The sequence below is a fragment of the Lentzea sp. DG1S-22 genome, from assembly GCF_036321065.1.
Taxonomy (GTDB): domain Bacteria; phylum Actinomycetota; class Actinomycetes; order Mycobacteriales; family Pseudonocardiaceae; genus Lentzea; species Lentzea jiangxiensis.
In genome coordinates, this window is the sequence record NZ_CP143276.1 from 790,528 (window position 1) to 811,392 (window position 20,865).

Annotated in this window: 27 protein-coding genes; 15 read left to right on the plus strand and 12 right to left on the minus strand. The window is 70.6% G+C overall.

Features of this window, described 5'->3' with window-relative positions:
* Window positions 1-6: 6 nt before the first annotated feature.
* Entirely contained in the window at window positions 7-363 is a 357-nt protein-coding gene (locus tag V1227_RS03515) for a DUF6401 family natural product biosynthesis protein (RefSeq protein WP_329791006.1), read from the minus strand.
* Between the two features lie 113 nt (window positions 364-476).
* Between V1227_RS03515 and V1227_RS03520 the strand changes: the two genes are divergently transcribed.
* From V1227_RS03520 to V1227_RS03535, 4 genes are all read left to right on the plus strand, one after another.
* Window positions 477-818, plus strand: a complete 342-nt coding sequence (locus V1227_RS03520; protein ID WP_329791007.1) for a hypothetical protein — start codon at window positions 477-479, stop codon at window positions 816-818.
* 57 nt (window positions 819-875) lie between these two features.
* Window positions 876-1,064, plus strand: a complete 189-nt coding sequence (locus V1227_RS03525) for a DUF3072 domain-containing protein (RefSeq protein WP_308102927.1) — start codon at window positions 876-878, stop codon at window positions 1,062-1,064.
* A gap of 116 nt (window positions 1,065-1,180) precedes the next feature.
* Entirely contained in the window at window positions 1,181-1,636 is a 456-nt protein-coding gene (locus V1227_RS03530; RefSeq protein ID WP_329791008.1) for a general stress protein, read from the plus strand.
* Window positions 1,637-1,639: 3 nt separating this feature from the next.
* The gene (locus V1227_RS03535; protein WP_329791009.1) at window positions 1,640-2,140 is read left to right on the plus strand and encodes an MSMEG_6728 family protein; all 501 of its coding nucleotides are present in this window, start codon (window positions 1,640-1,642) and stop codon (window positions 2,138-2,140) included.
* Here V1227_RS03535 and V1227_RS03540 read toward each other — a convergent pair.
* Window positions 2,074-2,994 (minus strand): sensor histidine kinase, encoded by a 921-nt coding sequence (locus V1227_RS03540; RefSeq protein ID WP_329791010.1) that lies wholly within the window; start codon window positions 2,992-2,994, stop codon window positions 2,074-2,076. The two genes, V1227_RS03535 and V1227_RS03540, sit on opposite strands and share 67 nt — an antisense overlap.
* A gap of 58 nt (window positions 2,995-3,052) precedes the next feature.
* Here V1227_RS03540 and V1227_RS03545 point away from each other — a divergent pair, with 58 nt between their 5' ends.
* Window positions 3,053-3,538, plus strand: a complete 486-nt coding sequence (locus V1227_RS03545) for an STAS domain-containing protein (protein ID WP_329791011.1) — start codon at window positions 3,053-3,055, stop codon at window positions 3,536-3,538.
* Between the two features lie 75 nt (window positions 3,539-3,613).
* Here V1227_RS03545 and V1227_RS03550 read toward each other — a convergent pair whose 3' ends face one another.
* Genes V1227_RS03550 through V1227_RS03570 form a run of 5 tightly spaced genes read right to left on the minus strand, consistent with a single transcriptional unit; the run spans window position 3,614 to window position 6,321 of the window.
* Window positions 3,614-3,997, minus strand: a complete 384-nt coding sequence (locus V1227_RS03550) for a VOC family protein (RefSeq protein ID WP_329791012.1) — start codon at window positions 3,995-3,997, stop codon at window positions 3,614-3,616.
* A 29-nt stretch (window positions 3,998-4,026) separates the two neighbouring features.
* Window positions 4,027-4,431, minus strand: a complete 405-nt coding sequence (locus V1227_RS03555; RefSeq protein WP_329791013.1) for a PRC-barrel domain containing protein — start codon at window positions 4,429-4,431, stop codon at window positions 4,027-4,029.
* 35 nt (window positions 4,432-4,466) lie between these two features.
* Window positions 4,467-4,895, minus strand: a complete 429-nt coding sequence (locus V1227_RS03560; RefSeq protein ID WP_329791014.1) for a hypothetical protein — start codon at window positions 4,893-4,895, stop codon at window positions 4,467-4,469.
* 38 nt (window positions 4,896-4,933) lie between these two features.
* On the minus strand, window positions 4,934-5,482 hold the full coding sequence (locus V1227_RS03565; protein ID WP_329791015.1) for a DUF305 domain-containing protein: 549 nt from the start codon (window positions 5,480-5,482) through the stop codon (window positions 4,934-4,936).
* The gene (locus V1227_RS03570) at window positions 5,467-6,321 is read right to left on the minus strand and encodes a lytic polysaccharide monooxygenase (protein ID WP_329791016.1); all 855 of its coding nucleotides are present in this window, start codon (window positions 6,319-6,321) and stop codon (window positions 5,467-5,469) included. The genes V1227_RS03565 and V1227_RS03570 overlap by 16 nt, the downstream gene beginning before the upstream one ends.
* 252 nt (window positions 6,322-6,573) lie before the next feature.
* Between V1227_RS03570 and V1227_RS03575 the strand changes: the two genes are divergently transcribed.
* Entirely contained in the window at window positions 6,574-6,819 is a 246-nt protein-coding gene (locus V1227_RS03575) for a DUF2630 family protein (protein ID WP_236223922.1), read from the plus strand.
* A 1-nt stretch (window position 6,820) separates the two neighbouring features.
* Here the strand turns inward: V1227_RS03575 and V1227_RS03580 are convergent, their stop codons facing one another.
* Window positions 6,821-7,309 carry a GtrA family protein gene (locus V1227_RS03580; RefSeq protein WP_442916458.1) on the minus strand — a complete coding sequence of 163 codons (489 nt, stop codon included), beginning with the start codon at window positions 7,307-7,309 and terminating at the stop codon, window positions 6,821-6,823.
* A gap of 74 nt (window positions 7,310-7,383) precedes the next feature.
* On the minus strand, window positions 7,384-8,304 hold the full coding sequence (locus tag V1227_RS03585; protein ID WP_329791017.1) for an AraC family transcriptional regulator: 921 nt from the start codon (window positions 8,302-8,304) through the stop codon (window positions 7,384-7,386).
* A 70-nt stretch (window positions 8,305-8,374) separates the two neighbouring features.
* On the opposite strand from V1227_RS03585, the gene V1227_RS03590 reads away from it, so the two are divergent.
* The 3 genes from V1227_RS03590 to V1227_RS03600 all read left to right on the plus strand — a co-directional run bounded on the left by V1227_RS03590 (window position 8,375) and on the right by V1227_RS03600 (window position 11,786).
* The gene (locus V1227_RS03590) at window positions 8,375-9,001 is read left to right on the plus strand and encodes a class I SAM-dependent methyltransferase (protein ID WP_329791018.1); all 627 of its coding nucleotides are present in this window, start codon (window positions 8,375-8,377) and stop codon (window positions 8,999-9,001) included.
* A 268-nt stretch (window positions 9,002-9,269) separates the two neighbouring features.
* Window positions 9,270-10,037 carry a hypothetical protein gene (locus tag V1227_RS03595; RefSeq protein WP_329791019.1) on the plus strand — a complete coding sequence of 256 codons (768 nt, stop codon included), beginning with the start codon at window positions 9,270-9,272 and terminating at the stop codon, window positions 10,035-10,037.
* A gap of 51 nt (window positions 10,038-10,088) precedes the next feature.
* Entirely contained in the window at window positions 10,089-11,786 is a 1,698-nt protein-coding gene (locus V1227_RS03600) for a cation:proton antiporter (protein WP_329791020.1), read from the plus strand.
* Here V1227_RS03600 and V1227_RS03605 read toward each other — a convergent pair whose 3' ends face one another.
* Window positions 11,787-12,551, minus strand: coding sequence for a GntR family transcriptional regulator (locus V1227_RS03605; RefSeq protein ID WP_329791021.1), 765 nt, complete (start codon window positions 12,549-12,551; stop codon window positions 11,787-11,789).
* 179 nt (window positions 12,552-12,730) lie between these two features.
* On the opposite strand from V1227_RS03605, the gene V1227_RS03610 reads away from it, so the two are divergent.
* From V1227_RS03610 to V1227_RS03635, 6 genes are all read left to right on the plus strand, one after another.
* Entirely contained in the window at window positions 12,731-13,966 is a 1,236-nt protein-coding gene (locus V1227_RS03610; RefSeq protein ID WP_329791022.1) for an extracellular solute-binding protein, read from the plus strand.
* Window positions 13,963-14,907: a carbohydrate ABC transporter permease gene (locus V1227_RS03615; RefSeq protein ID WP_329791023.1), complete on the plus strand. Its 945-nt coding sequence runs from the start codon at window positions 13,963-13,965 to the stop codon at window positions 14,905-14,907. The genes V1227_RS03610 and V1227_RS03615 overlap by 4 nt, the downstream gene beginning before the upstream one ends.
* Window positions 14,904-15,725, plus strand: coding sequence for a carbohydrate ABC transporter permease (locus V1227_RS03620; protein ID WP_090096437.1), 822 nt, complete (start codon window positions 14,904-14,906; stop codon window positions 15,723-15,725). The genes V1227_RS03615 and V1227_RS03620 overlap by 4 nt, the downstream gene beginning before the upstream one ends.
* Complete coding sequence (locus V1227_RS03625) at window positions 15,722-17,125, plus strand: beta-N-acetylhexosaminidase (protein ID WP_329791024.1); 1,404 nt, start codon at window positions 15,722-15,724, stop codon at window positions 17,123-17,125. Before V1227_RS03620 ends, V1227_RS03625 begins: the two co-directional genes overlap by 4 nt.
* Window positions 17,110-18,477: a cellulose binding domain-containing protein gene (locus V1227_RS03630; RefSeq protein ID WP_329791025.1), complete on the plus strand. Its 1,368-nt coding sequence runs from the start codon at window positions 17,110-17,112 to the stop codon at window positions 18,475-18,477. Before V1227_RS03625 ends, V1227_RS03630 begins: the two co-directional genes overlap by 16 nt.
* Window positions 18,478-18,598: 121 nt before the next feature.
* Window positions 18,599-18,769: a hypothetical protein gene (locus V1227_RS03635; protein ID WP_329791026.1), complete on the plus strand. Its 171-nt coding sequence runs from the start codon at window positions 18,599-18,601 to the stop codon at window positions 18,767-18,769.
* 6 nt (window positions 18,770-18,775) lie between these two features.
* On the opposite strand, the gene V1227_RS03640 is transcribed toward V1227_RS03635, so the two are convergent.
* Window positions 18,776-20,185, minus strand: coding sequence for a hypothetical protein (locus V1227_RS03640; protein ID WP_329791027.1), 1,410 nt, complete (start codon window positions 20,183-20,185; stop codon window positions 18,776-18,778).
* Window positions 20,186-20,220: 35 nt separating this feature from the next.
* Window positions 20,221-20,796: a cholesterol catabolism transcriptional regulator KstR gene (gene kstR, locus V1227_RS03645; protein ID WP_236223994.1), complete on the minus strand. Its 576-nt coding sequence runs from the start codon at window positions 20,794-20,796 to the stop codon at window positions 20,221-20,223.
* Window positions 20,797-20,865: the final 69 nt, after the last annotated feature.

The following is a 20,865-nucleotide window of genomic DNA, read 5'->3' on the forward strand; positions in this document are numbered from 1 at the left end:
CGTCGTTCAGGTGAGGCGAGGGAGCGCCGCGACGTCGTCGTTCAGCGGCTTCACGTCGTGCAGGTGCGCGAGCTGGCAGACGGCCATGAGCCGGACACCGAGCCAGGACGTCGGCGTCCAGTCCGCGTCGGTCACGTCGGCGAGCAGACCACGTCCGTACGCCGCCAGGAGCACGACCGCGCCCACGGTGCCGGCGCCCTCGACGCCGAGCAGCAGGATGTCGCGCACGGCCGCGCCGTGCTGGTCCACCTCGGCGGCGAGCGCGGGCGTCATCGCCAGCGCCGTCCACCCGGCCAGCCCGATCCGGCCGGACAGTTCCGAGATCCACTGTCGCGCGTTCTTCTCGCGCCAGGTCGCACGCATCCCGCCACGGTAGCCAAAGTTCCTCCAGCGTCGGTTTCGGGGTGCTCGAAAGGGGGTGTCCGGTCCAATTGCGTCAAGCAGTCGGCGCGTACCCACGGCTGTGAAGGCGGGCGATGACCATGACCACGGAACTCGACGACACATCACTGCGGCAGATCCGCGTGACCGCGCTGGAGAAGCTGGACAACGCCGTCTGCTCGGCGCTGGCCGACGTCGAGGGGGACGATGCGCGAAGAGGCCTCAGGGAGGCCGTGGCCGCGTGCACCGCTGCCGGGGCGGTGATGTCTCCGCAGGTCATGGGGTGTGTCAAGGCTGCGGAGGAGCACCTGGGCTACGGCGAGCGGATGGAGGCGCGAATGCTCCTGACCGTCGCGCACCGCCTGCTCACCGGTGTGCGGTCCGCGATGGTCGTGCCCGGTCCGTCCACTCCGGGGGACGTCGTCCTGGGCCGGTGATTGAGCCACCGCCACCCCGGGTATCTCGAACGGGCGTTCGAGTGAAAGGGGACGGCAGTGAACCGCACGCCCGAGAAGGACCCGCAGGACTGGACGACCGGTGACGAGCCGATGACCGGTCCGCAGGAGTCGTACCTGCACACCCTCGCCCAGGAAGCGGGCGAGGAGGTGCCCGCCGAGCTCACCAAGGTCGAGGCGTCGCAGCTCATCGACCAGCTGCAGGAGAAGACCGGCCGGGGGAACTGACCACCCGGACGGACCTGGCCCGACAGCGCCGGGCCGGACGGGCGTCGCCTCGTCCGCCCGGCGGGGCCGCGGCCCCGCCGCCGTTTGCTCTGCGTGATCGGGGGAACCCGGTCCGCGTGGACATCAAGCACGAAGTGACCAGGACCGAGTCGAGCCTGCTCGCGACCTTCGCCGACTACCTCGGCGCCCAGCAGCTCGTCGACAGGATGTCCGACGACGGCTTCCCCGTGGAGAGCGTGCGGATCGTCGGCGACGGCGTGCGCACCGTCGAGCAGGTGACCGGACGGCTGACCAGGGGCCGCGCGGCGTTGGCCGGCGCGGCCAGCGGTGCGTGGTTCGGCGTCTTCATCGGCCTGCTGTTCGGGTTGTTCTCCGCCGACACCACCTGGGTGTGGTTCGTGCTCATCAGCCTCGTGATCGGTGCGTTCTGGGGAGCGGTGTTCGGCTTCGTCGCGCACTGGAGCACGCGCGGCCGGCGCGACTTCTCCAGCGTGATGACGCTGGAGGCCCAGCGGTACGAGGTGCACGTCGACCGGGAGCGGGCCGCGGAGGCGGCGCGTTACGTGCTCTGAGCCGTGCAGACCTTCTTGCCCTACCCCGACTTCGCCGCTTCAGCCCGTGTGCTGGACCGGCGGAGGCTCGGCAAGCAGCGGGTCGAGACCCTTCAGGTGCAGCGGGCGCTGGTGGTGCCGGGCCACGGCTGGCGCCACCACCCCGCGGTGAAGATGTGGGTCGGGTTCGAGGAGGCGCTCGTCCGGTACGGCGTCGAGATCTGCGCGGAATGGCGTGCCCAGGGGTTCGCCGACACCTGCGAGGCCACGATGCGCACCGACCTCGCCCGGGCCAGGGGCATCGCGGTGGTGCGCACGCAGGCCGAGCTCGCCGCCGCGGGTGAGCTGCCGGGGTGGCTCGGCGACGAGGCGGTGCACCGCAGCCACCAGTCGGCGCTGGTCCGCAAGGACCCCGGGCACTACCGCCGGTTCTTCCCGGACGTGCCCGACGACCTGCCCTACGTCTGGCCGCCCACGCTCACCCGCACGGTGAACCCGTCGGTGTCGCGGCCCATCGACACGTAGTCGCACGTGCGGTGCAGGATCCACAGACCGAGCCCGGCTGACAGGGTCTCGGTGGTAGGCACGAGACCGGCCAACGGGTCGGACGGTCCGCTTCCCTGATCGGTCACCGAGACGACCACGCGCTTCTCGTCCGCCCACAGGCGGAACCGCACCGGAGCGGCGCCGTGCGTCAGCCCGTTCGTGACGATCTCGCTGGACGCGTAGACGACGTCGTGCGCCTCGTCCGCGCCCAGGCTCAGCCGATCGATGACCGAGCCGACGGCCTCGCGCACCGCACAGGCGGTCGGGTCGACGAGCTCGACCAGCGGACTGCGCCGCTCCAGCAGGTCGGGGACCTGCGCCGAGCCGGGGACGCCTTCGCGGTAGCCGGGGTTGACCTCGTGCGTGCCGGGTGCGGTGGCCACGTTCGGGTGCGTCCTGGTGACGTCGGCCAGCACCTCGGGCGGGGTGGTCCTCGTGTCGTACGGGCACAGGCCCCACACCGGGAACTCCGCGTAGACCTGGTTCACGGCGGCCTCGTACCGGGCCCACCAGTCCCACCGCACGCCCACGCCGGGGTGCGGCACGTCGCCGACCACGCGCATCTGCCGCGAGCCCGCCTCGGTGTGCTCGCGGAACAGGGCGCGGTACTGCGAGATGGCCTCGGACGGCCGCGAGTACTGGTCGGCACCGGACAGGTAGAGAACAGCCGTGTCACGGCCGAGAGCACCGCGCACCAGGGAGGTGTTCCACTCGCCGCACGCCACCACCGACGGCTCTCCCGCGCGCAGCCCGTTCTCGAGGAACGGAACGACATGCGCGAGGAAGTCGTCGTCTGAGCCGTAAAAGGCGGTCTCGTGGAAGAAACCGGTCACGACGACCGATGGTACCTCGGAATTCCACCGTCCAATCGCGGCAGCCGGGGCGCGGTCGATGTCGGAGAACCGGTCGCACCGCGTGCACACGGGGACTGCGCTACGGTCGGGGCGGGTTGAGCAACCAGCCCGTGCGACGGCCGTTCGCGCCGGTCCGACTGGAGGTTGCCTCGTGCTCAGCGACGGTGAAGTCCCCTTCCGAGCCACCCGCGAGCGCGTGGGCGACGCCGTCCTCGTGCACGTCGCCGGCGAGGTCGACTGCACGACGGCCGACCACCTGTCGGAGTGCCTCGCCGAGGCGGTGGGTGCCGTCGTGCCGCCCGCGCCGGTCGTGGTGGACCTGACGGGCCTCGCGTTCCTCGGCGCCCAGGGCATCGGCCTGCTGCTCGACCACCAGGACCTGAGCCTGCGCCGCGGCAGCGCACTGGTGGTCGTGGCGAACTCCGCCGCGGTGCTGCGGCCGTTGCGGGCGCTGGAGCTGACCGGCGTGCTGGGGGTGCGGTCGTCCGTGAGGGACGCGCTCCTGCCGCCCGCCGTGGCCTGATCCCGTCGGGTTCGGCGTTCTTCCCCTGCGTGCAGGAGGTCGGCATCCCCGCCGTGGTCCGGGGTGGCGAGGACGTCAGGCCTCGGTCCTGGCCCGTTCCTCCGCGCTGCGCAGCACGCAGAACTCGTTGCCCTCCGGGTCGGCGAGGACCGCCCACCCGGTGCCGTCGGGGTTGCGGTGGTCGCCCACGAACGTGGCGCCGAGGCCCAGCAGCCGTTCGACCTCCTCGTCCCGCGTGGTCTCGGGCCGCAGGCACAGGTGCAGGCGGTTCTTGACCTGCTTGGGCTCCGGAACCTGGTTGAAGTACAGCACCGGGCCCCCGGCGAGCAGCACCTCGGTCTCCGCGTCACCCGGCTCGGCGTCCGGGTGCATCGGGCGGCCGGTCACCTCGCTCCAGAACCGGGCGAGCTCGTAGGCGTTGGCGCAGTCGATCGCCACGTTCTGCAACACCGAGACCATGCGGGACAGACCAGAACTCCTGCGGAGGACTAGAGCATCGGCGGCATCAGCCGGTAGCTGTCGGCGTAGTACTCGTCGGTGCGGCTGCGGTAACCGTCGTGGTCGTCGGCGTCGTACTCCGGAGCGTTCTTGATCTGCTCCTTGGTGCGGTCGACGTGGACCTTCCGCTCGGCGTGGTCCACGTGCCGCACGGTGCCGACCGGCAGCACCACCTTGCGGCCGAAGATCCACGGACCGGTGTCGACCATCAGGCAGTCGTGCGGGACCTTCGCGTTGTCCTCGTCGACCTTGCCGATGCCGCCGTCGGTGGCCTCGACCTCGTAGCCGATCAGGCCGGTGTCCGGGCGGTCGGCGAGTCCGTCCTGGTCGTGCTCCGGCGGGTCCACCCAGGACGGGTCGCGCCAGACCCACGGGATGAACGGGACGGGTTGCATGTCGGCCTCCTCGCTCAGGCTGGTGGTGTCGGGGCTCAGCGGTGGTCGGAGCGCGGCACGCCGTCGATCACGAGGGACAGGCCGATGCCGAGCAACCACACGTCCTTCGCGAGCCCGGTGCCCTCGTCAGTCGGCCAGATGCTGCCCTCCTGCCGCATCCCGGGCGTCTTCGCGTAGAGGCCGAGCAGGGCCCCGGCGAACCCGGTGAGCGCCAGGCCGGCGACGGCCGCCGGGACGAAGGGCGCCAGCAGGACCGCGCCGACGGCGATCTCACCCGCGGACAGCAGCTTCGCGAACCGCTGCGCGTCGATCCCGCGCAGCACCGGGTAGGTGCTCGACGCCCAGCCGTGCATGCGTTCGGCCGTCTCCCGGTCGGCGCCGCGCTTGCCGAGTCCCGAGTGCAGCACGAACGCCCCGGTGACGGCCCGCACGGGCAGTTGCCTCAGCAGTGAGCGGCTGATCATGGCCCGACCTCCTCGGTGGCGTGACCACCGAGTACCCGTCACATCGCGCCGAGGAACTTCTTCATCATGCCGATCTGGGCCGTGCGGGACTTCTCGATCCGGTCCGCGAGGTCCTTCACCTCCTGGTTCGCACCGCTGCCGACCTCCCAGCGCGCCATCTGCACGGCGTCGTCCTGGTGGGCGATCATGACGTTGAGCAGGCGTTCGTCGAACTCCGCCCCGCGCAGCGCCGACAGCCGCGCGACCTCCTCCGGGTCCGACTGCCGCATGCCGCCGTGACCCGCGTGCGAGTCCGGCGGTGCCGTCAGCGGCTCTCCCCACGACGTGAGCCAGTTCCTCATCGTGTCGGCCTCGGCCACCTGGGTCTTCTCGATGGCGGCCGCGAGCATGCGGAGCTCCTCGTTCCGGGCGCGGTCGCGGGCGAGCGCGACCATCTCCACTCCCTGCCGGTGATGGGGGAGCATCATCTGCAGGAACATCACGTCGAGCGGATCGCCGCGCAACACGGCGTCCGGCTGCGTGGTGGCGCAGCCGGACGCCACGAAGGCGAGCACCAGCAGGAACAACCGCATCAGAGGCGTCGCCACAGGGCGGGTGTGTTCGGCGGTTCCCAGCCGGCGAGGGCGGTGTGCGCGAGCTGGCACTCGTAGTTCACGCCGCCGTAGGTGACGCGGTTGCCGACCGAGTACGTCGTTCCCGCGGCCCACGCGCCCCCGGCGGGCGGGGGAGTCGTCGTGGTGGTCGTACCCGGCGGGGGTGTGGTGGTCGTCGTGGTCGGGGGCGGCGTGCCGCCACCGCCGTAGTCGACGTCCGAGCAGGTGTAGAAGGCCTCGTTGCTGCCGACCACGCGCTGCCAGATCGAGTAGAGGACGTGGCGACCGGAGCGCTGCGGCAGGTTCAGCGTCCAGTTGGTGAACGTGCTGGGGTTCTGGTTGTTGAACGTCTGCAGGTGCACGAGGTCCGACCACCGCAGCGGCTGCGTCGGGTTCCAGCCGTCCCTGGTGATGTAGAACTCGAAGTTGCTGTTCGAGTGCGGCGCGGACGCGTGGTAGGTCACCGTCAGCGGTCCGGCGGAGACGCGCTTCGCGGGCCAGTCGGCGCGTTGCAGGTCGAGGCCGCGGTACTTGTCGCGGCCCGCGCTGCACAGCTTGCCGTCGGGGATGAGCTGGCGGTGCCGGCCGTCGGCTTCGAGCAGCGACACCTCGTTCCAGTCGTAGTACGCCTGGGTGCCACCCGCGGCCACGGCCGCCTTGCACGCGTCGGACTTCGGCGTCTCGGGGCCCTCGTTCTTGCACGTGTAGACCCGGCTCGCCGGGTCGGACATGGTGCCGTGCGCGATGGCGGGGGTGGTGGGGACGATGAACGCGACGACCACGGCGGTGGTGGTCGTGAGGCTCGCAAGGGCAAGCCGATTCCGTGTCTTCACAACGCCTCCTGGCAGGCGGAGGTGGGCGAACACCCCACGGGGAGGTGGTCGCGCGTCGGGTTCGGCGGCCCTGTTCACGAGTGTAAAACAGGTGGTTGAACCATTTCACTGCACCGACCGGACGAATCGCCCTCGCTCGGACACCGTCCACAACGCACTCGCGGTGTGCGGCACACCGAGGTGCTTCGACGACCTGCCGCAGCCGCGCCCGTCCTCCCGCGAGCGCGGCGGGATCGTCGTAGAGTCGGGCAGATGAGCGACGAGAACGTGCTGGGCCGCATCAACGAGCTGGTCGACGAGGAGCACAGGCTGCGTGAGCAGCTCGCGGCCGGCGAGATCACGTCCGACGAGGAGCACGCCCGGCTGCGGTCCGTCGAGGAGGCCCTGGACCAGTGCTGGGACCTGCTGCGCCGGCGCCGGTCGGCACGGGCGCGGGGCGAGGACGCCGACGACGTCCCCGCCCGCTCGGTCGGCGAGGTCGAGGGCTACCTGCAGTAGGTCAGGCCTTCGCGTCGCGGAAGACGACCCACCGCATCACGCTGTACATGAACGCGGCCTCGCACGCTCCGGCGGCGATCCGGGACAGGTGGTACTGCAGGCCGAGTCCGGTCAGCGCGCTGCCGACGCCGAGGACGAACGCCAGGTAGTTGACCAGGATCGCGACCGCGTAGAGCCCGGCCTGCGGCCCGACCGGCGCGTGCGAGCGGAAGTTCAGCGCGCGGTTGAGCACGAAGCTCAGGCCGAACGCGATCACGTAGGCGACGGTGAACGCGATCGGCACCGGCAGGCCGAGGCCGCCGCGGAAGAGCGTGAGCAGCAGCAGGTCGACGCCGAACGTGAACCCGTTGATCAACGCGAACCCGAGGAGGCTCGGCGCCACGACGCGGGAGAGGCCGAACGGCAGCCACCTCACGACGACTTCCATCAGGTCGTGGAACCTCGCACCGAGGTCTCGTCGGCCGTCGTGCACGGTGGTGGTGCCGGTCATGTCCGCGACAGTGCCATGCCGCAACGGGACGAATCCGGCGAACCGCGGGTGCTCGACAGGCCGTCCCCAGGAGTTCAGCGCCCGTTCAGCTGGTTCGACCCGCGCCACCGCGTCGGGCTCGTCCCGTGCACCTTGCCGAACGTGCGCGCGAAGTAGCCGGCGTCCGGGAAGCCGACCTGCCGCCCGATGTCGCCGATCGGCAGGTCCGTGACGGCGAGCAGCCGCCGCGCCTGCACCATCCGGCGCTCGGTGATCCACTCCTGCACCGTGCGGCCGGTCCGCCTGCGCACCGTCGAGGTGAGGTGACCGGGGGAGAGGCGCACCGCAGCGGCGACCTCGCGCAGCGACAGCGGTTCCGGGTAGCGCCGTTCGATCACGTCGAACACCTCGGCCAGCAGCGGTTCCGCGTTCTCGCGCAGGTCGCCGACGACGTCCGCGGCGAGCCTCGACACCGCGACCAGCAGCAGGACGAGGTGCGCCGAGACCGCCTCCCGGTAGCCCTCGCGGCGGTGCCGCAGCTCGTCGTGCAGCGCCTCGAGGCGGGCGGTCCACTCGTCGCGCTGCCGCTCGGGAACCTTGAGCCGCAAGGCGTCGACCGCCCGGCCGTGGACGAACGGGAACAGCAGCGGGTGCGTGCGCCAGGCCAGGTGCGCGCCGGGGGTGTCGGGGCCGAGCGCGTCGGCGGTGAAGAAGACGCCCCAGCCGTGCGCGTCGAGCAGGTCGCCGCTGTGGGCCCGGCCCATCACGTCGCCGGGCGCGATGACGAACAGGTCGCCGGCCTCCACGTGGCGGACCTGCTTGCCGGTGCGCACGACGCCACCCGGCTCGGCGAAGTACGCGAGGCCCGGGAAGTCGTGGGCGTGCGCCTCGTGAGCGCCGTTGACGTCAGCGCCGTGGCCGAGCCGCATGGCCGCGACCGCCAGCTCACCGGGGGCGGGCTGCCAGGTGTAGGTGGCGGGCTCGTCGGCGTTCGGTGCCGATCGTCGGGTGCGCACCGTCAAATCATCCCACTCAAACCGTCAATCGACGCAGAAACCTTGCTGTCATGCGCGCCAGAATGGGTTCATGACCGAAACATCGTCCCAGGAGCGGGACTACCTCCCCGGCATGGGCAAGCACTACCTGCTGCCCTTCTACGAGGTCGTGCACCGGGTCTCCGGTCTGGGACGCGTGCACGGCAAGATGGCCGCGGCGGCGGGGCTGCGGCCGGGGCAACGTGTTCTCGACGTCGGCTGCGGCACGGGGAACCTGTTGCGCACCATCGGCAAGCAGCACCCCGGTGTCGAGCTCACCGGCGTGGACCCCGACCTGAAGATGCTCGCGAGGGCGGAGAGCAAGCTGCGCCGCGCCGGCCTGCGCGTGCGGCTGGACCGCGGCTTCGCGCAGGAGCTGGACTTCCCCGACGACTCGTTCGACGCGGTGTTCTCCAGTCTGATGCTGCACCACCTGGACACGTCGTCGAAGGACGAGATGCTGCGCGAGGTGCACCGCGTGCTGCGGCCGGGCGGGGTGCTGGTGCTCGCCGACGCCGTGTTCCACGACCACGGGCACATGAGGGAGCACCTGCGCGACAACGTCGGTGACGCGGTGCCGGAGCGGATCGCCGCCGCCGGCTTCTCCGTCGAGCCCACTACGCGGCACCGGCTGCGGCTGTTCGGCGAAGTCGGCATCGAGGTCGCGACGGCCCGCTAGCGACAAGTCCGCTGTGGACCGGTTGATGGATGCGGCACCGGCGGCATGGGCCGGGCGTGACTCGGCCGCGAGGTGGCCGTGCAGGCCGGATCAAGAGGGGTGGCCTTCTCGCCGGACGGCAGGGGAGTCGCCGCCGGTGGGAACGACGAGGTCACCCGGATCCGGACGCCGGGAAGCCGGAACGCCGGGACACCGGTGAACACAGCGTCATCGTCCGGACACAAATGGTGCGACCGCGCGAAACGAGCGCTTCCTGGCGTCGAGGCCCATGACCGTTGACCAGGTTGTGGATCGCGCGTCGGTCCCCGCGGCGTCCAGGGAGACGCTCGAGGACTACACCCTGCGGTTCGCCCCGAGGACGTACCGGCGCTGGACGCCGGCCGTCGTCGGGGCGTCCGCGCTGGGGGGCATCGCCTACATGGCGGACTTCTCGATCGGTGCGGGCATCGGCCTCACCCACGGCCGGCTGGTGTTCGTGCTGGTGAACCTCGCCATCGCGCTCGTGCTGATGGAAGCGGACATGTTCAGCTTCCTCAACAACCTGCTCAGCTTCTACTCCAACTGCGCGATGGCGTGGGTCGTCACGGTCGCCGCGGACATCGCGATCAACAAGTACGTGCTGAAGCTGTCGCCCAGGCAGCCCGAGTTCCGGCGCGGCATGCTGCACGCGGTGAACCCGGTGGGCGTCGGCTCGTTCCTCGCGTCGTCGGTCCTGTCCATCTCGGTCTACTTCGGACTCTTCGGTGCGGCGGTCCAGCTGTGCTCACCGCTGGTCGCCGTCGGCATCCCGGTCGTGCTGGCGCCGTTGCCGGCGGTGCTCACGCGCGGCCGGTTCTACCTGCGGCGCACCGACGACGGCATCGCGGAACCGGTGCTCGACGCGGACGGCAACCCGAGCGGCACGCGGTACGAGTGCGTCGTCTGCCGCGAGTCCTACGAGCGGCCGGACATGGCGGCCAGCGCGGAAGGAGGGGAGATCTGCTCGCTGTGCCTGAGCACCGACCGTGACGGCCGCCACGTGCTCCCCGCTCCCTGACCGGCGTGGCTGCACGGGTGAAGTCCGTCCTGATGGGACAAACTGCACGTCATGCAGGAATGGGCCTTGCTCGCCGTCGCGGCCGTGCTGATCATCGTGGTGGTGTCGTACGCCGCGCCCAGGCTGGGCGTGGCGGCGCCCGTGCTGCTGGTGCTCGTCGGCATGGGGTGCAGCCAGCTGCCCGGCGCGCCGCACCTGGTCGTGGAACCCGAGTGGATCCTCGTGGTCGTGCTGCCACCGATCCTCTACTCGGCGGCCGTGAACGTGCCGGTGGTCGACTTCCGGCGCGACTTCGCCACGATCGGCTCGCTGTCGGTGCTGCTGGTGGCGGTGTCGGCGTTCGGCACCGGCCTGCTGATCTGGTGGCTGCTGCCCGAGATCGGCTTCGCGGCGGCGCTGGCACTCGGCGCGGTGATCAGCCCGCCGGACGCGGTCGCCGCGACGTCGATCGGCAAGAAGCTCGGCCTGCCGCCCAGGCTCGTCACGATCCTGGAGGGTGAAGGCCTGGTCAACGACGCGACCGCGCTCGTGCTGCTGCGCACGGCCGTCCTGGCGATCACGGCGAGCGTGACGTTCGGCGGCGCGCTGGGCGACTTCGCGTACGCGGTATCCGTCGGTGTCGTGGTCGGCGCCGCCGTCGGACTCGTGTCGGTGTGGGCGAGGTCGAGGATCCAGGGCCAGCCGGTCCTCACGACCGCGATCTCCTTCGTGGTCCCGTTCCTCGCGTTCATCCCGGCCGAGGAGCTGCACGCGTCGGGCGTGATCGCCGTCGTCGTGGCGGGACTCATCACCGGTCACCTGAGCGCCCGCCGGTTCAGCGCGCACGACCGCATCTCCGAACGCACGAACTGGCGCACCGTCCAGCTGCTGCTGGAGAACGGCGTCTTCCTGCTGATGGGCTTCGAGCTCACCTCGGTCGTCGGTGCCGTGGCCGGCGACGGCGTGACGAGGGCCCTCGTCATCGGCGTCGTGGCCACCGCGGCTCTCGTCGTGCTGCGCGTGGCGTTCATGGTTCCGCTGATCGCCTTGCTGCGCCGCCAGCAACGCCGCGCCGACGCGGTCACCGGCAAGCTCGACTCCTTCGTGGACCGCTTCACCGCCCGCGGACCGCGGCCCGGTGAGGAGCGCAGGTACGACCGCGGGATCCGGATGCTGCGGCGCAAGCAGGCCGACGTCGCCTTCTACGCGAGCGAAGGCCTGAGCTGGCGCGGTGGTGCGGTGCTCGCCTGGTCGGGCATGCGCGGGGTGGTGACGGTCGCCGCCGCGCAGACGTTGCCCGAGGACCTGCCGTTCCGCTCCGAGCTGGTCCTGATCGCCTTCACGGTCGCGATCCTGACCCTGGTCGTGCAGGGCGGCTCGCTGCCGCTGGTGATCCGCTGGCTCGGCATCCGCGGCAACGACGCCGAGCACGAGCGCCGCGAGTACGCCCGCCTCGCCGGGGAACTCGTGACGGCCAGCAGGACGCTGCTGGAGAGCTCGGCGCTGTGCCGCGAGAACGGCGAGCCGTTCGACGACGAACTGCTGGAGCAGACGCTGGAGCGGACGATCGCGATGAGCGAGAGCATCGAGAAGAAGCTGGTCGAGCAGGACGGGGACAGCCGGCTGCACCAGCGGTTCGAGCTGCAGCGCCTGATGCTGGACGCGCAGCAGAACGCCCTGCTGGACGCGCGGGCGAGCGGGACCTACGCCTCGCACACGCTGGAGAAGGCGCAGAACTTCATCGACAGCCAGAGCGCCCGCTTCACGTGATCAGAACGGGTCGGAGCCGCCGATCCGCGCCTGCACGTCCACGGTGCCGCGCGGCGACGCCCCGAGCGTCAGCCGCGACATGATCCGGTACCGGTCCCCGCGGTAGATCGAGTGCACGTACTCCACCTGGCGCCCGTCGGCGTCGGTGGTCAGCCGCTCGAACAACAGCGCGGGCGCCAGCACGGGCACCCCGAGCAGCGACGCCTCGGACTCGTTCACCACGGTCGGCTCGATCGACTGCACGGCCTCAAGGACGTGCACCCCGTGCTCCCGCAGCCGGTCGTAGAAGTCGCCGGACTCCATGTCGTGCAGCGTCAACGACGGCGCGACGGCGGCGGGGACGTGCAGGTGCTCCAGCGCCATCGGCTCGCCGTCCACGAGGCGCAGCCGGGCGATGTAGTGGATCTCGGCGGCGGGGGAGAGGCGCAGGCGCCGGCCCACCCGTGCGCCCGCCGGGATGCGGGCGTGCTCGAGCACGCGCGACGCCCAGGTGCCCGACGCCCTGGGCAGGGACATGGACCCGGTGCCGGAGACCATCTCCTGGGTGATCTTGGCGCGGGCCACGAAGGTGCCGCGGCCGTGCTGGCGGACGAGCAGGCCGGTGTTGACCAGTTCCTCCACGGCCGAGCGGACGGTCGGGCGCGAGACCGAGAGCTGCTGGCACAGCACGCGTTCGGCCGGGATGGGGGCGCCCGCCGGGTGGGTCTCGATGAGTTCGAGCAGGTAGTCGCGGACCCGCTCACGCTTGAGGATCGCCTCGCCCATGCCTCCCCGCTTCGTCGGCGGCCAGTATGGCATACCACTGGTAAGTAACCAGACTGATGAAGTGCGGAAGCGCTCTCACGCATCCAAGCAGGGGATTGACCTGAGAAGTGGTCTATGCCACTTTCTAGTTCACCCGTCGAGACCTGACCAATTGGTCATATCCCAGCGAGAGGTGAGTCGTGCCGCGCTCCGCTGCCCTGTTAGTCCTCGCGCTCACGTTGTCCGCCTGCGGCACGTCCGCGGGAGGGGGTGAGAAGCAGGAGATCACCGTGTGGCTGATGAAGGACACGGCCACCGAGGAGTTCGTGTCGAAGTTCGAGAGCGAGTTCGAACGCGATCACGCGAACCTCGACCTGAAGATCCAGATCCAGGAGTGGAACGGCATCACGCAGAAGGTGACCAGTGCTCTGGCCAGCACGGATCCGCCCGATGTGATCGAGGTCGGCAACACCCAGGTCGCGCAGTACGTGGCCAGCAAGGGCGTCACGGACCTGTCGGCGCGCAAGGCCGAGCTGCGGGGTGAGGACTGGATCCCCGGCCTCGCCGAGCCCGGCGCGGTCGACGGCAAGCAGTTCGGCATCCCGTTCTACGCGGCCAACCGGGTGGTGATCTACCGCAAGGACCTGTTCGAGGCCGCGCAGGTGACGCCGCCGAAGACGCGCGCGGAGTGGCTCGCCGCCACCGCGAAGCTCGACCAGGGCGACCAGCAGGGCATCTACCTGCCCGGCCAGAACTGGTACACGCTGTCCGGGTTCGTCTGGGACGAGGGCGGTGACCTCGCGAAGAAGGACGGCGGCAGCTGGAAGGGCTCGCTGAACACGCCCGAGGCGTTGGCGGGCATGGACTTCTACAAGCAGCTGCAGGCGCTCGGCGACGGCCCGAAGGACTCCGACGAGGCCAAGCCGCAGCAGACCGACGTGGTGGCGGGCGGCAAGGTCGCCCAGTTCATCGCGGTGCCCGGTGCGGCCAAGCTCGTCACGAAGGCCAACCCGGAGCTGGAGGGCAAGATCGGCTTCTTCCCGATCCCCGGCAAGACCGCGGACAAGCCCGGCGCGGTGTTCACCGGAGGTTCCGACCTGATCGTGCCGCTCGCGTCCAGCAGGCAGGACGGCGCGTACGAGGTCGTCAAGGCGCTCGCCGGCGACAAGTGGCAGGTCGAGCTCGCGAAGGCGATGAACTACGTGCCGAACCGCAAGTCCCTGGCGTCCTCGGTGGGCGACGACCCCGGCACGGCGGCGATGGCCGTCGGCGCGGCCAACGGCTTCGCCACCCCGAACTCGCCCAACTGGACGGCGGTCGAGGCCCGCAACCCGATCAAGGAGTTCCAGACCGCCGTGCTGACGGGCGCCGACCCGAAGACCGCGGCCGCCAAGGCCGACGAGGTCATCACCCAAGCGCTCAACTCGGGCAAATGACGTTGCTCGCCGAACGGCCGGTGCGGGAGACCGCGCCGACCGCCCCGAAACGCCGCAAGCGGCCGGTGCTGCCGTACCTGCTGATCGCACCGACCGTCCTCACCACCGCCTACCTGCTGCTGTACCCGTTGGTCCGCAACGTGGTCATCTCGCTGCAGGAGTTCGGGCTGCCGCAGCTCGTGCGCGGGGACGCGAGGTTCGTCGGCCTCGCCAACTACGCGCGGGTGCTGTCCGACCCCGAGTTCTGGGCGGTGGTGAGGCGGACGCTGTGGTTCACCGCGATCAACGTCGTGCTGATCATGGTGCTGTCCACCCTGGTCGCCCTGCTGCTGACCCGCCTCGGGAAGTGGCTGCGGCTGCTGGTAATGGGCGGGCTCGTGCTCACCTGGGCCACGCCGATCATCGCCGCCACCACGGTGTTCCAGTGGCTCTTCCAGTCCCGGCTCGGCGTCGTGAACTGGGCGCTGGTCGCACTCGGTTTCGAGGAGTACCGCGACTACACGTGGTTCGCCGACGGCGAGGCGACGTTCGGCATCCTCGTGGCGCTGATCGTGTGGCAGTCGATACCGTTCGCCGCGCTGTCGCTGTACGCGGCGATGATCACCGTGCCGCAGGAGCTGTACGAGTCCGCGCGGATCGACGGCGCCGGGGCGTGGAGGGTGTTCACCACCATCACCTTCCCCCTGCTGCGGGCCATGTTCGGCCTGATCACGTGCCTGGAGGTGATCTGGGTCGTCAAGGCGTTCGTGCAGATCTGGGTGATCAGCCAGGGCGGCCCGGGTCAGGCCACGACGACGCTGCCGGTCTACGCCTTCCAGGTCGCGCAGTCGTTGCAGCGCTACGACCTCGGCGCCGCGGTGTCGATGCTCATGGTGCTGCTGCTCGTGCTCGCCCTGCTGGCGTACTTCCGCCAGCTCTACCGGCAGGAGCGGGAAGCATGATCGGACGGATCTCCCGCACCACGGCGGCGCTGCTCGTGTTCGCCGTCTCGGTGTTCCCCGTGTACTGGATGGTCCTCACGGCCTTCAAGCCCACCCGGGACATCCAGAGCGCCACCCCGACGTTCCTGCCGATCCCGATCACGTTCGACCACTTCGGCACCGCGGTCGCCGCGAAGGGGTTCTTCTCCTTCTGGCGCAACAGCCTGCTGGTCGCGGGCGGGGCGGTGCTGCTCGCGCTGCTCGTGGCGCTGCTGGCGGCGTTCGCGATCGCCCGGCTGCAGTGGAAGGGGCGCAGGGGGTTCGTGCTCATGGTGTTCATCGCGCAGATGACGCCCTGGGAGGCGTTGCTGATCCCGATCTACGTCATCGCCAGGGACACCGGCATGCTCGACACGCTCTGGATCCTCACGCTGGTCTACTTCATGATGACGCTGCCCTTCACGATCGTGACGCTGCGCGGGTTCCTCGCGGCCATCCCGGTCGACCTGGAGGAGGCGGCGCAGGTCGACGGCTGCTCGCGCGGGCAGGCGTTCCGCAAGGTCGTGTTCCCGCTGCTCGCGCCGGGGCTGCTGGCGACGTCGCTGTTCGGGTTCATCACCGCCTGGAACGAGTTCGCCTTCGCCAACGTGCTGATCATCAAGGACCAGGACGACCGCACGCTGCCGGTCTGGCTGTCCTCGTTCAACAACACCTTCGGCACCGACTGGGGGGCCACCATGGCCGCGTCGACGCTGTTCATGCTGCCCGTGCTGCTGATCTTCATCGTCCTGCAGGGCCGGGTGACGACCGGCATCGTCGGAGGGGCGGTGAAGGGGTGATCGTCCCGCTTCCCAGCAGGATCGTGCGCCGCGGCAAGGGGTTCACGCTGGACGCCGGCACCGGTGTCCGGGTGACGCCGGGCGCCGAGCCCGCCGCGAGACTGCTGCGCACGCTGCTGCGGCCCGCCACGGGCCTGCCGCTGCCCATCACCGACCACGGCCAGGTCCTCGTCACCCTCGACGCCAAGCTCGTCGGGCTCGGCGCGGAGGGCTACGCGCTGACCGTCACCGAGCACGGAGTCCTGCTGCGGGCCGGCACCGCGGCCGGCCTGGCGCACGGCGTCCAGACGATCCGCCAGCTCCTGCCGGTCGAGGCGCTCCGGTCGCAACGCGTGTCCGACGTGGACTGGACGTTGCCCGGCGTCGACATCCGGGACCTGCCGAGGCTGCCGTGGCGCGGGTTCATGCTCGACGTCGCCCGGCACTTCCAGCCGGTGCCCGTGCTGCGCCGGTTCATCGACCTCATGGCGTTCCACAAGCTCAACGTCCTGCACCTGCACCTGACCGACGACCAGGGCTGGCGCATGCCGGTCCCGAGGCACCCGCTGCTCACCTCGATCGGCGGATGGCGCACCGAGACCAATGGCGACGGCGTCCCGCACGGCGGCACCTACTCCCGCGCCGAGCTGGAGGGCCTGGTCGCCTTCGCCGCCGAGCGCGGCGTCCGGATCATGCCGGAGATCGAGATGCCCGGTCACGCCCGCGCCGCGCTCGCCGCCTACCCCGACCTGGGTGTCGCGCCGGAACCGCTGCCCGTCTGGACCCGCTGGGGCATCAGCGATGCCGCGTTCGGACTGCACGCCCTGGGGTTCGTCCGCGAGGTGCTGGACGAGGTGCTGTCCGTCTTCCCCGGCGAGCACGTCCACCTCGGCGGCGACGAGTGCCTGCTGCCCGAGGACGTGCACGGCAGCTTCCTGCGCCAGGCCGCCCAGTACCTGCTCGACCACGGCCGCGTCCCCGCCGCCTGGGAACCGACCGGTGACCCGCGTTCGGTCGTGATGCCGTGGAAGGACGAGACCCAGGCGGAGAAGGCCCTCGAACGCGGCCAGCCGGTCGTGATGACCCCGCACACCTCCACCTACCTCGACTACCCGCAGTCGGACGGCACGCACGAACCGCCCGGCCAGCCCGGGTACGTCGTGACCAGCCGCGACGTTTACCACGTGCCGCTGCCCGACGGCGTGCTCGGAGCCCAGTGCCAGCTGTGGACCGAGCACGTCCGCACCCGCAACCACCTCGAGTACCTGGCGTTTCCCCGCCTCGCGGCGCTGGCCGACACCCTCTGGTCCCAGCGTCCCGAGTGGGAGGGCTTCACCACCCGGATGCGCTCCCACTCCTCCAGGCTCGCCGCCCTGTCCATCCCTGCCGAAATGAGGAGAGAACGTTGCGAGCACTCCTAGCCGCGTCCTGCGCGGCGCTCGCCGTGGGGGCGCTGGCCGTCGCGCCGAACGCCTTCGCCGCCGACGCGATCACCGCCCAGTACCGGACCAGCGCGTCCGGTGCGACCGCCGACCAGGTCGAGCCGTGGCTCAAGCTGGTCAACTCCGGCACGACCAGCGTGCCGCTGTCCGACATCAAGGTCCGCTACTACTTCAAGAGCGAGACGCCCGACGTCGGCTACCGCTTCGCCTGCTCCTGGGCGGTGCGCGGTTGCGGCAACGTCACCGGCCAGTTCGGCACGTTCACCGGCGGCCCGGCCGACCGCTACCTGGAGGTCGGCTTCACCTCCGGCGCCGGCACCCTGGCCCCCGGCCGGGACTCCGGTGACCTCCAGCTGCGGTTCTACCGCACGAACTGGGGCCCCATCACGCAGACCGACGACTACTCGTTCCGCGCCGACAGCTCGTACACGGCGTGGAACCGCGTGACGGTCCACCGCGGCGGCACGCTGCTGTGGGGCACCGCCCCCGGCGGAACCCCGCCCACCACCACGACGACGTCGTCGACCCCGCCGAACCCCAACGGCCCCAAGATGTTCGACGACTTCGCCTACACCAACTCGAGCGACTCGCGGATCAGCCAGCGCGGCTGGACCGTCCGCTCGGGCGCGGGCGGCCCCGGTGTGCCGGGAGCCGAGTGGGACGCGTCGCGCGTGACGTTCCCGACCGTCGACGGCCAGAAGGTCCTGCGCCTCGACTCGTGGAACAACGGTTCCGCCGCGAAGCAGACGGAACTGTTCCACCAGCGCAAGTTCTTCGAAGGCACCTACGCCGCCAGGGTCAGGTTCAGCGACGCGCCGGTCTTCGGCCCCGACGGTGACCACGTCGTGCAGACGTTCTTCACCATCACGCCGCTCGACGCGCCGATGGCCCCGAACTACGGGGAGATCGACTTCGAGTACCTGCCCAACGGCGGCTGGGGCGAGCAGGGCAACATCATGTTCGAGACCACCTGGGAGACCTACCAGAACGAGCCGTGGGTGGCGGACAACATCCACAACTCCCAGCGCCAGAGCTACAACGGCTGGCACGACCTCGTGTTCCAGGTGTCGAACGGCCGCGTGAAGTACTACATCGACGGCACCCTCGTCGCCGACCACGGCGACAAGTACTACCCCGAGACGCCGATGTCGATCAACTTCAACCTGTGGTTCATCTCGGGCGGCCTGCAGGGCAGCTCGGCCGAGCGCGCCTACCAGCAGGACGTCGACTACGTCTACTTCGCCAAGGACCAGGTGCTGAGCCCGGCCCAGGTGAGGACGGCGGTGCAGGACTACCGCAACTCCGGTGTCACGCACGTCGACAACGTGTGACCGTCCGGGCGCCCCGGTAACCGGGGCGCCCGTTCACCCGTCGGGTTTGACCCGGCACGCCACCGCGAACCCCGGGGGAGTCGCCGGCCGGTGCGGCCGGCCCGGGGGAAGGGGCGGCTCCGTGCTGCGCAAGATCCGCGTGTGGGAAGTGCTCGGCCTGGTCCTGCTCGGGTTGGTCCTCGGGATGGCGATGGCGCTGCTGGGCGTCGAGCCGCCCTGGACCTACGTCGTGGTGGGAGTGGTCGTCGTCATCGTGGTGCCGGTGCTGCTGCGGCGGCAGGAGCGCCGGTGACCAGGCCTAGGCGCCGCGCTCCAGGTACTTCTTGATGCAGTGCACGACCCCCTGGCGGCTCGCGAAGGCGTTGAAGTCGCCCAGCCGGTGCACCGTGAACCCCAATCCCGTCCACAGCCGGTCCATCTCGTCGTCGATCGCGGTGAGGTCGGCGTTCTCGCCGTGGCCGAACGTCGGCAGGTAGACGTTCTTGCCTGCCTCGGCGCTGTTCTCGACGAGGCAGTTGTTCCAGGTGATGTGGTGCCACGCGCGCACGTTGATCGTCGTGTCCGGTTGCGCGCCCGCTGCGGCGAACTCACCGACCACTTCGCGCAGTTCGGCACCGTCGGGCGTGTCGGCGAACGCGCGCAGGGCTTCGAACGACAGCCGCTGGGAGATGTGCGGCCGGTGCACCAACGGGTTGCGCACGACCTCGAAGCCGCGCGTCTCGAAGTCCGCCGCGATCTCGTCGTAGGCGTTCTGGAGCCCGAACGGCGAGGTGGTGCCGAGAACGGCGTCGGCGAGCGCGGGACTGCCGACCAGCACCCGGAAACGCCCGTCCTCCCGGCCCGCGAGCGTCACGAACATGTCGATGTGGAAGATCGGCTGGACGTCACCGACACCGCCGCCCGGGATGTCGAGGTGGTACTCGCCGGCCTCGGCGGTCGCGTAGTACGGCTTCAGCCCCAGCGGCCGCTTCGTGCCGACGAGAACCAGCTCACGCGCGCTGTCGACGTGCCGGCGGAACAGCTCGCCGACGAACTCCACGGCGGTCCGGCCCGGCGGCACCGAGATCGGCAGCTCGCCGCTCTGCACCAGCTCGAGCGTGTCGAGGAAGTAGTCCGTGCCGAGCAGCCAGAAGTCGTCGCCCACCAGGCAGTTGCCGCCCTGGAACACGAGCGGCGCCTGGGTCGCGCGCACGGGGCCGTGCTCCTCGACGGCGTCGGCGATCAGCGAGTCGCCGGAGCGCGGGAACGACCACGGCTCCAGCAGGTACGTCCCGGTCTCGCCCTGGTCGGTCAGCGCGAGGTAGCCGTCCTCGGCCCAGTCCGTGAAGTCGACGTAGTCGGGCATCGGGACGAGCTGGGCGCTGTGCCCGGCCTCGCGGAACCAGCCTTCGACGGTCTCGCGGTCGCTCTCGTGGTGCACCACCACGAACCCGGTGCCCGGCCGCAGCGCGCCGATCACCGAGCGGTAGCCCGCGGCCAGTTCCGGGCTGTGCACGCCGTAGGACGGGAACGCGAGCAGCACCCGGTCGATCGACCCCGACCAGGAGGAGACCAGGCTCGGGTTCACGATGCCGGGCGTGGTGCGCAGCTGGTTCAGCGTGCCGATGCGGGACGGCGCCAGGGCCGGGGCACCGTCGCCCTCGGTGCGCCGGTGGCGGGGAGCGTCGGGAACGAGGAACCGGAAGGCGGCGTCGCCGTGCAGACCCATGCCCCGATCCTAGTGACCCGGCCGGTGCGGCGAGGTCACTTCAGCAGCAGGCGGACCGTCAGCTCCAGGCGGTTCGCCACGTCCGTCGCCGTGGCCCGCCGCGTCACCCACGCCACCAGGTTCGACAGCCACACGTCGCCGATCACCCGCGCGATCGCCTTCTGCTCGTCGGTCGGCTCGTCGTCGCTCATCGCCTTGGTGAACATGCTCTCCATCAGCAGCGAGACGCGGTCGATCTCGGCGCCCGCGGAGGCGTCGGCGAACGTGAACGCGCGCGTCATCGCCTCGGTGAGGTGCGGGTTGCGCTGCAGGCCGCGGGTGATGCGGCCGAGGACGAACAGCACGCGCTCGTACGGCGACTCGCCGGGAACGGTGGTGCGGTCCATCTTCTCCTGGGCGCGCTCCAGCTCCACGGCGAGGCTCGACACGAGCAGGTGGACCTTCGACGGGAAGTAGCGGTACAACGTGCCCAGCGCCACGTCCGCCCGGTCCGCCACGGCGCGCATCTGGACGGCGTCGAACCCGCCCTTGGACGCCAGCGCGATGGTCGCGTCGACGATCCGCTTGCGACGTTCGCGCTGCGCCGCCGAGCTCAGCTCTTCGCCCGCCATCAGCGCGTCCGCGCGCGACTTCGAAGGTGACACGGAGATGATCCTCCTGGAACGTGTTGCAGCGGCGCG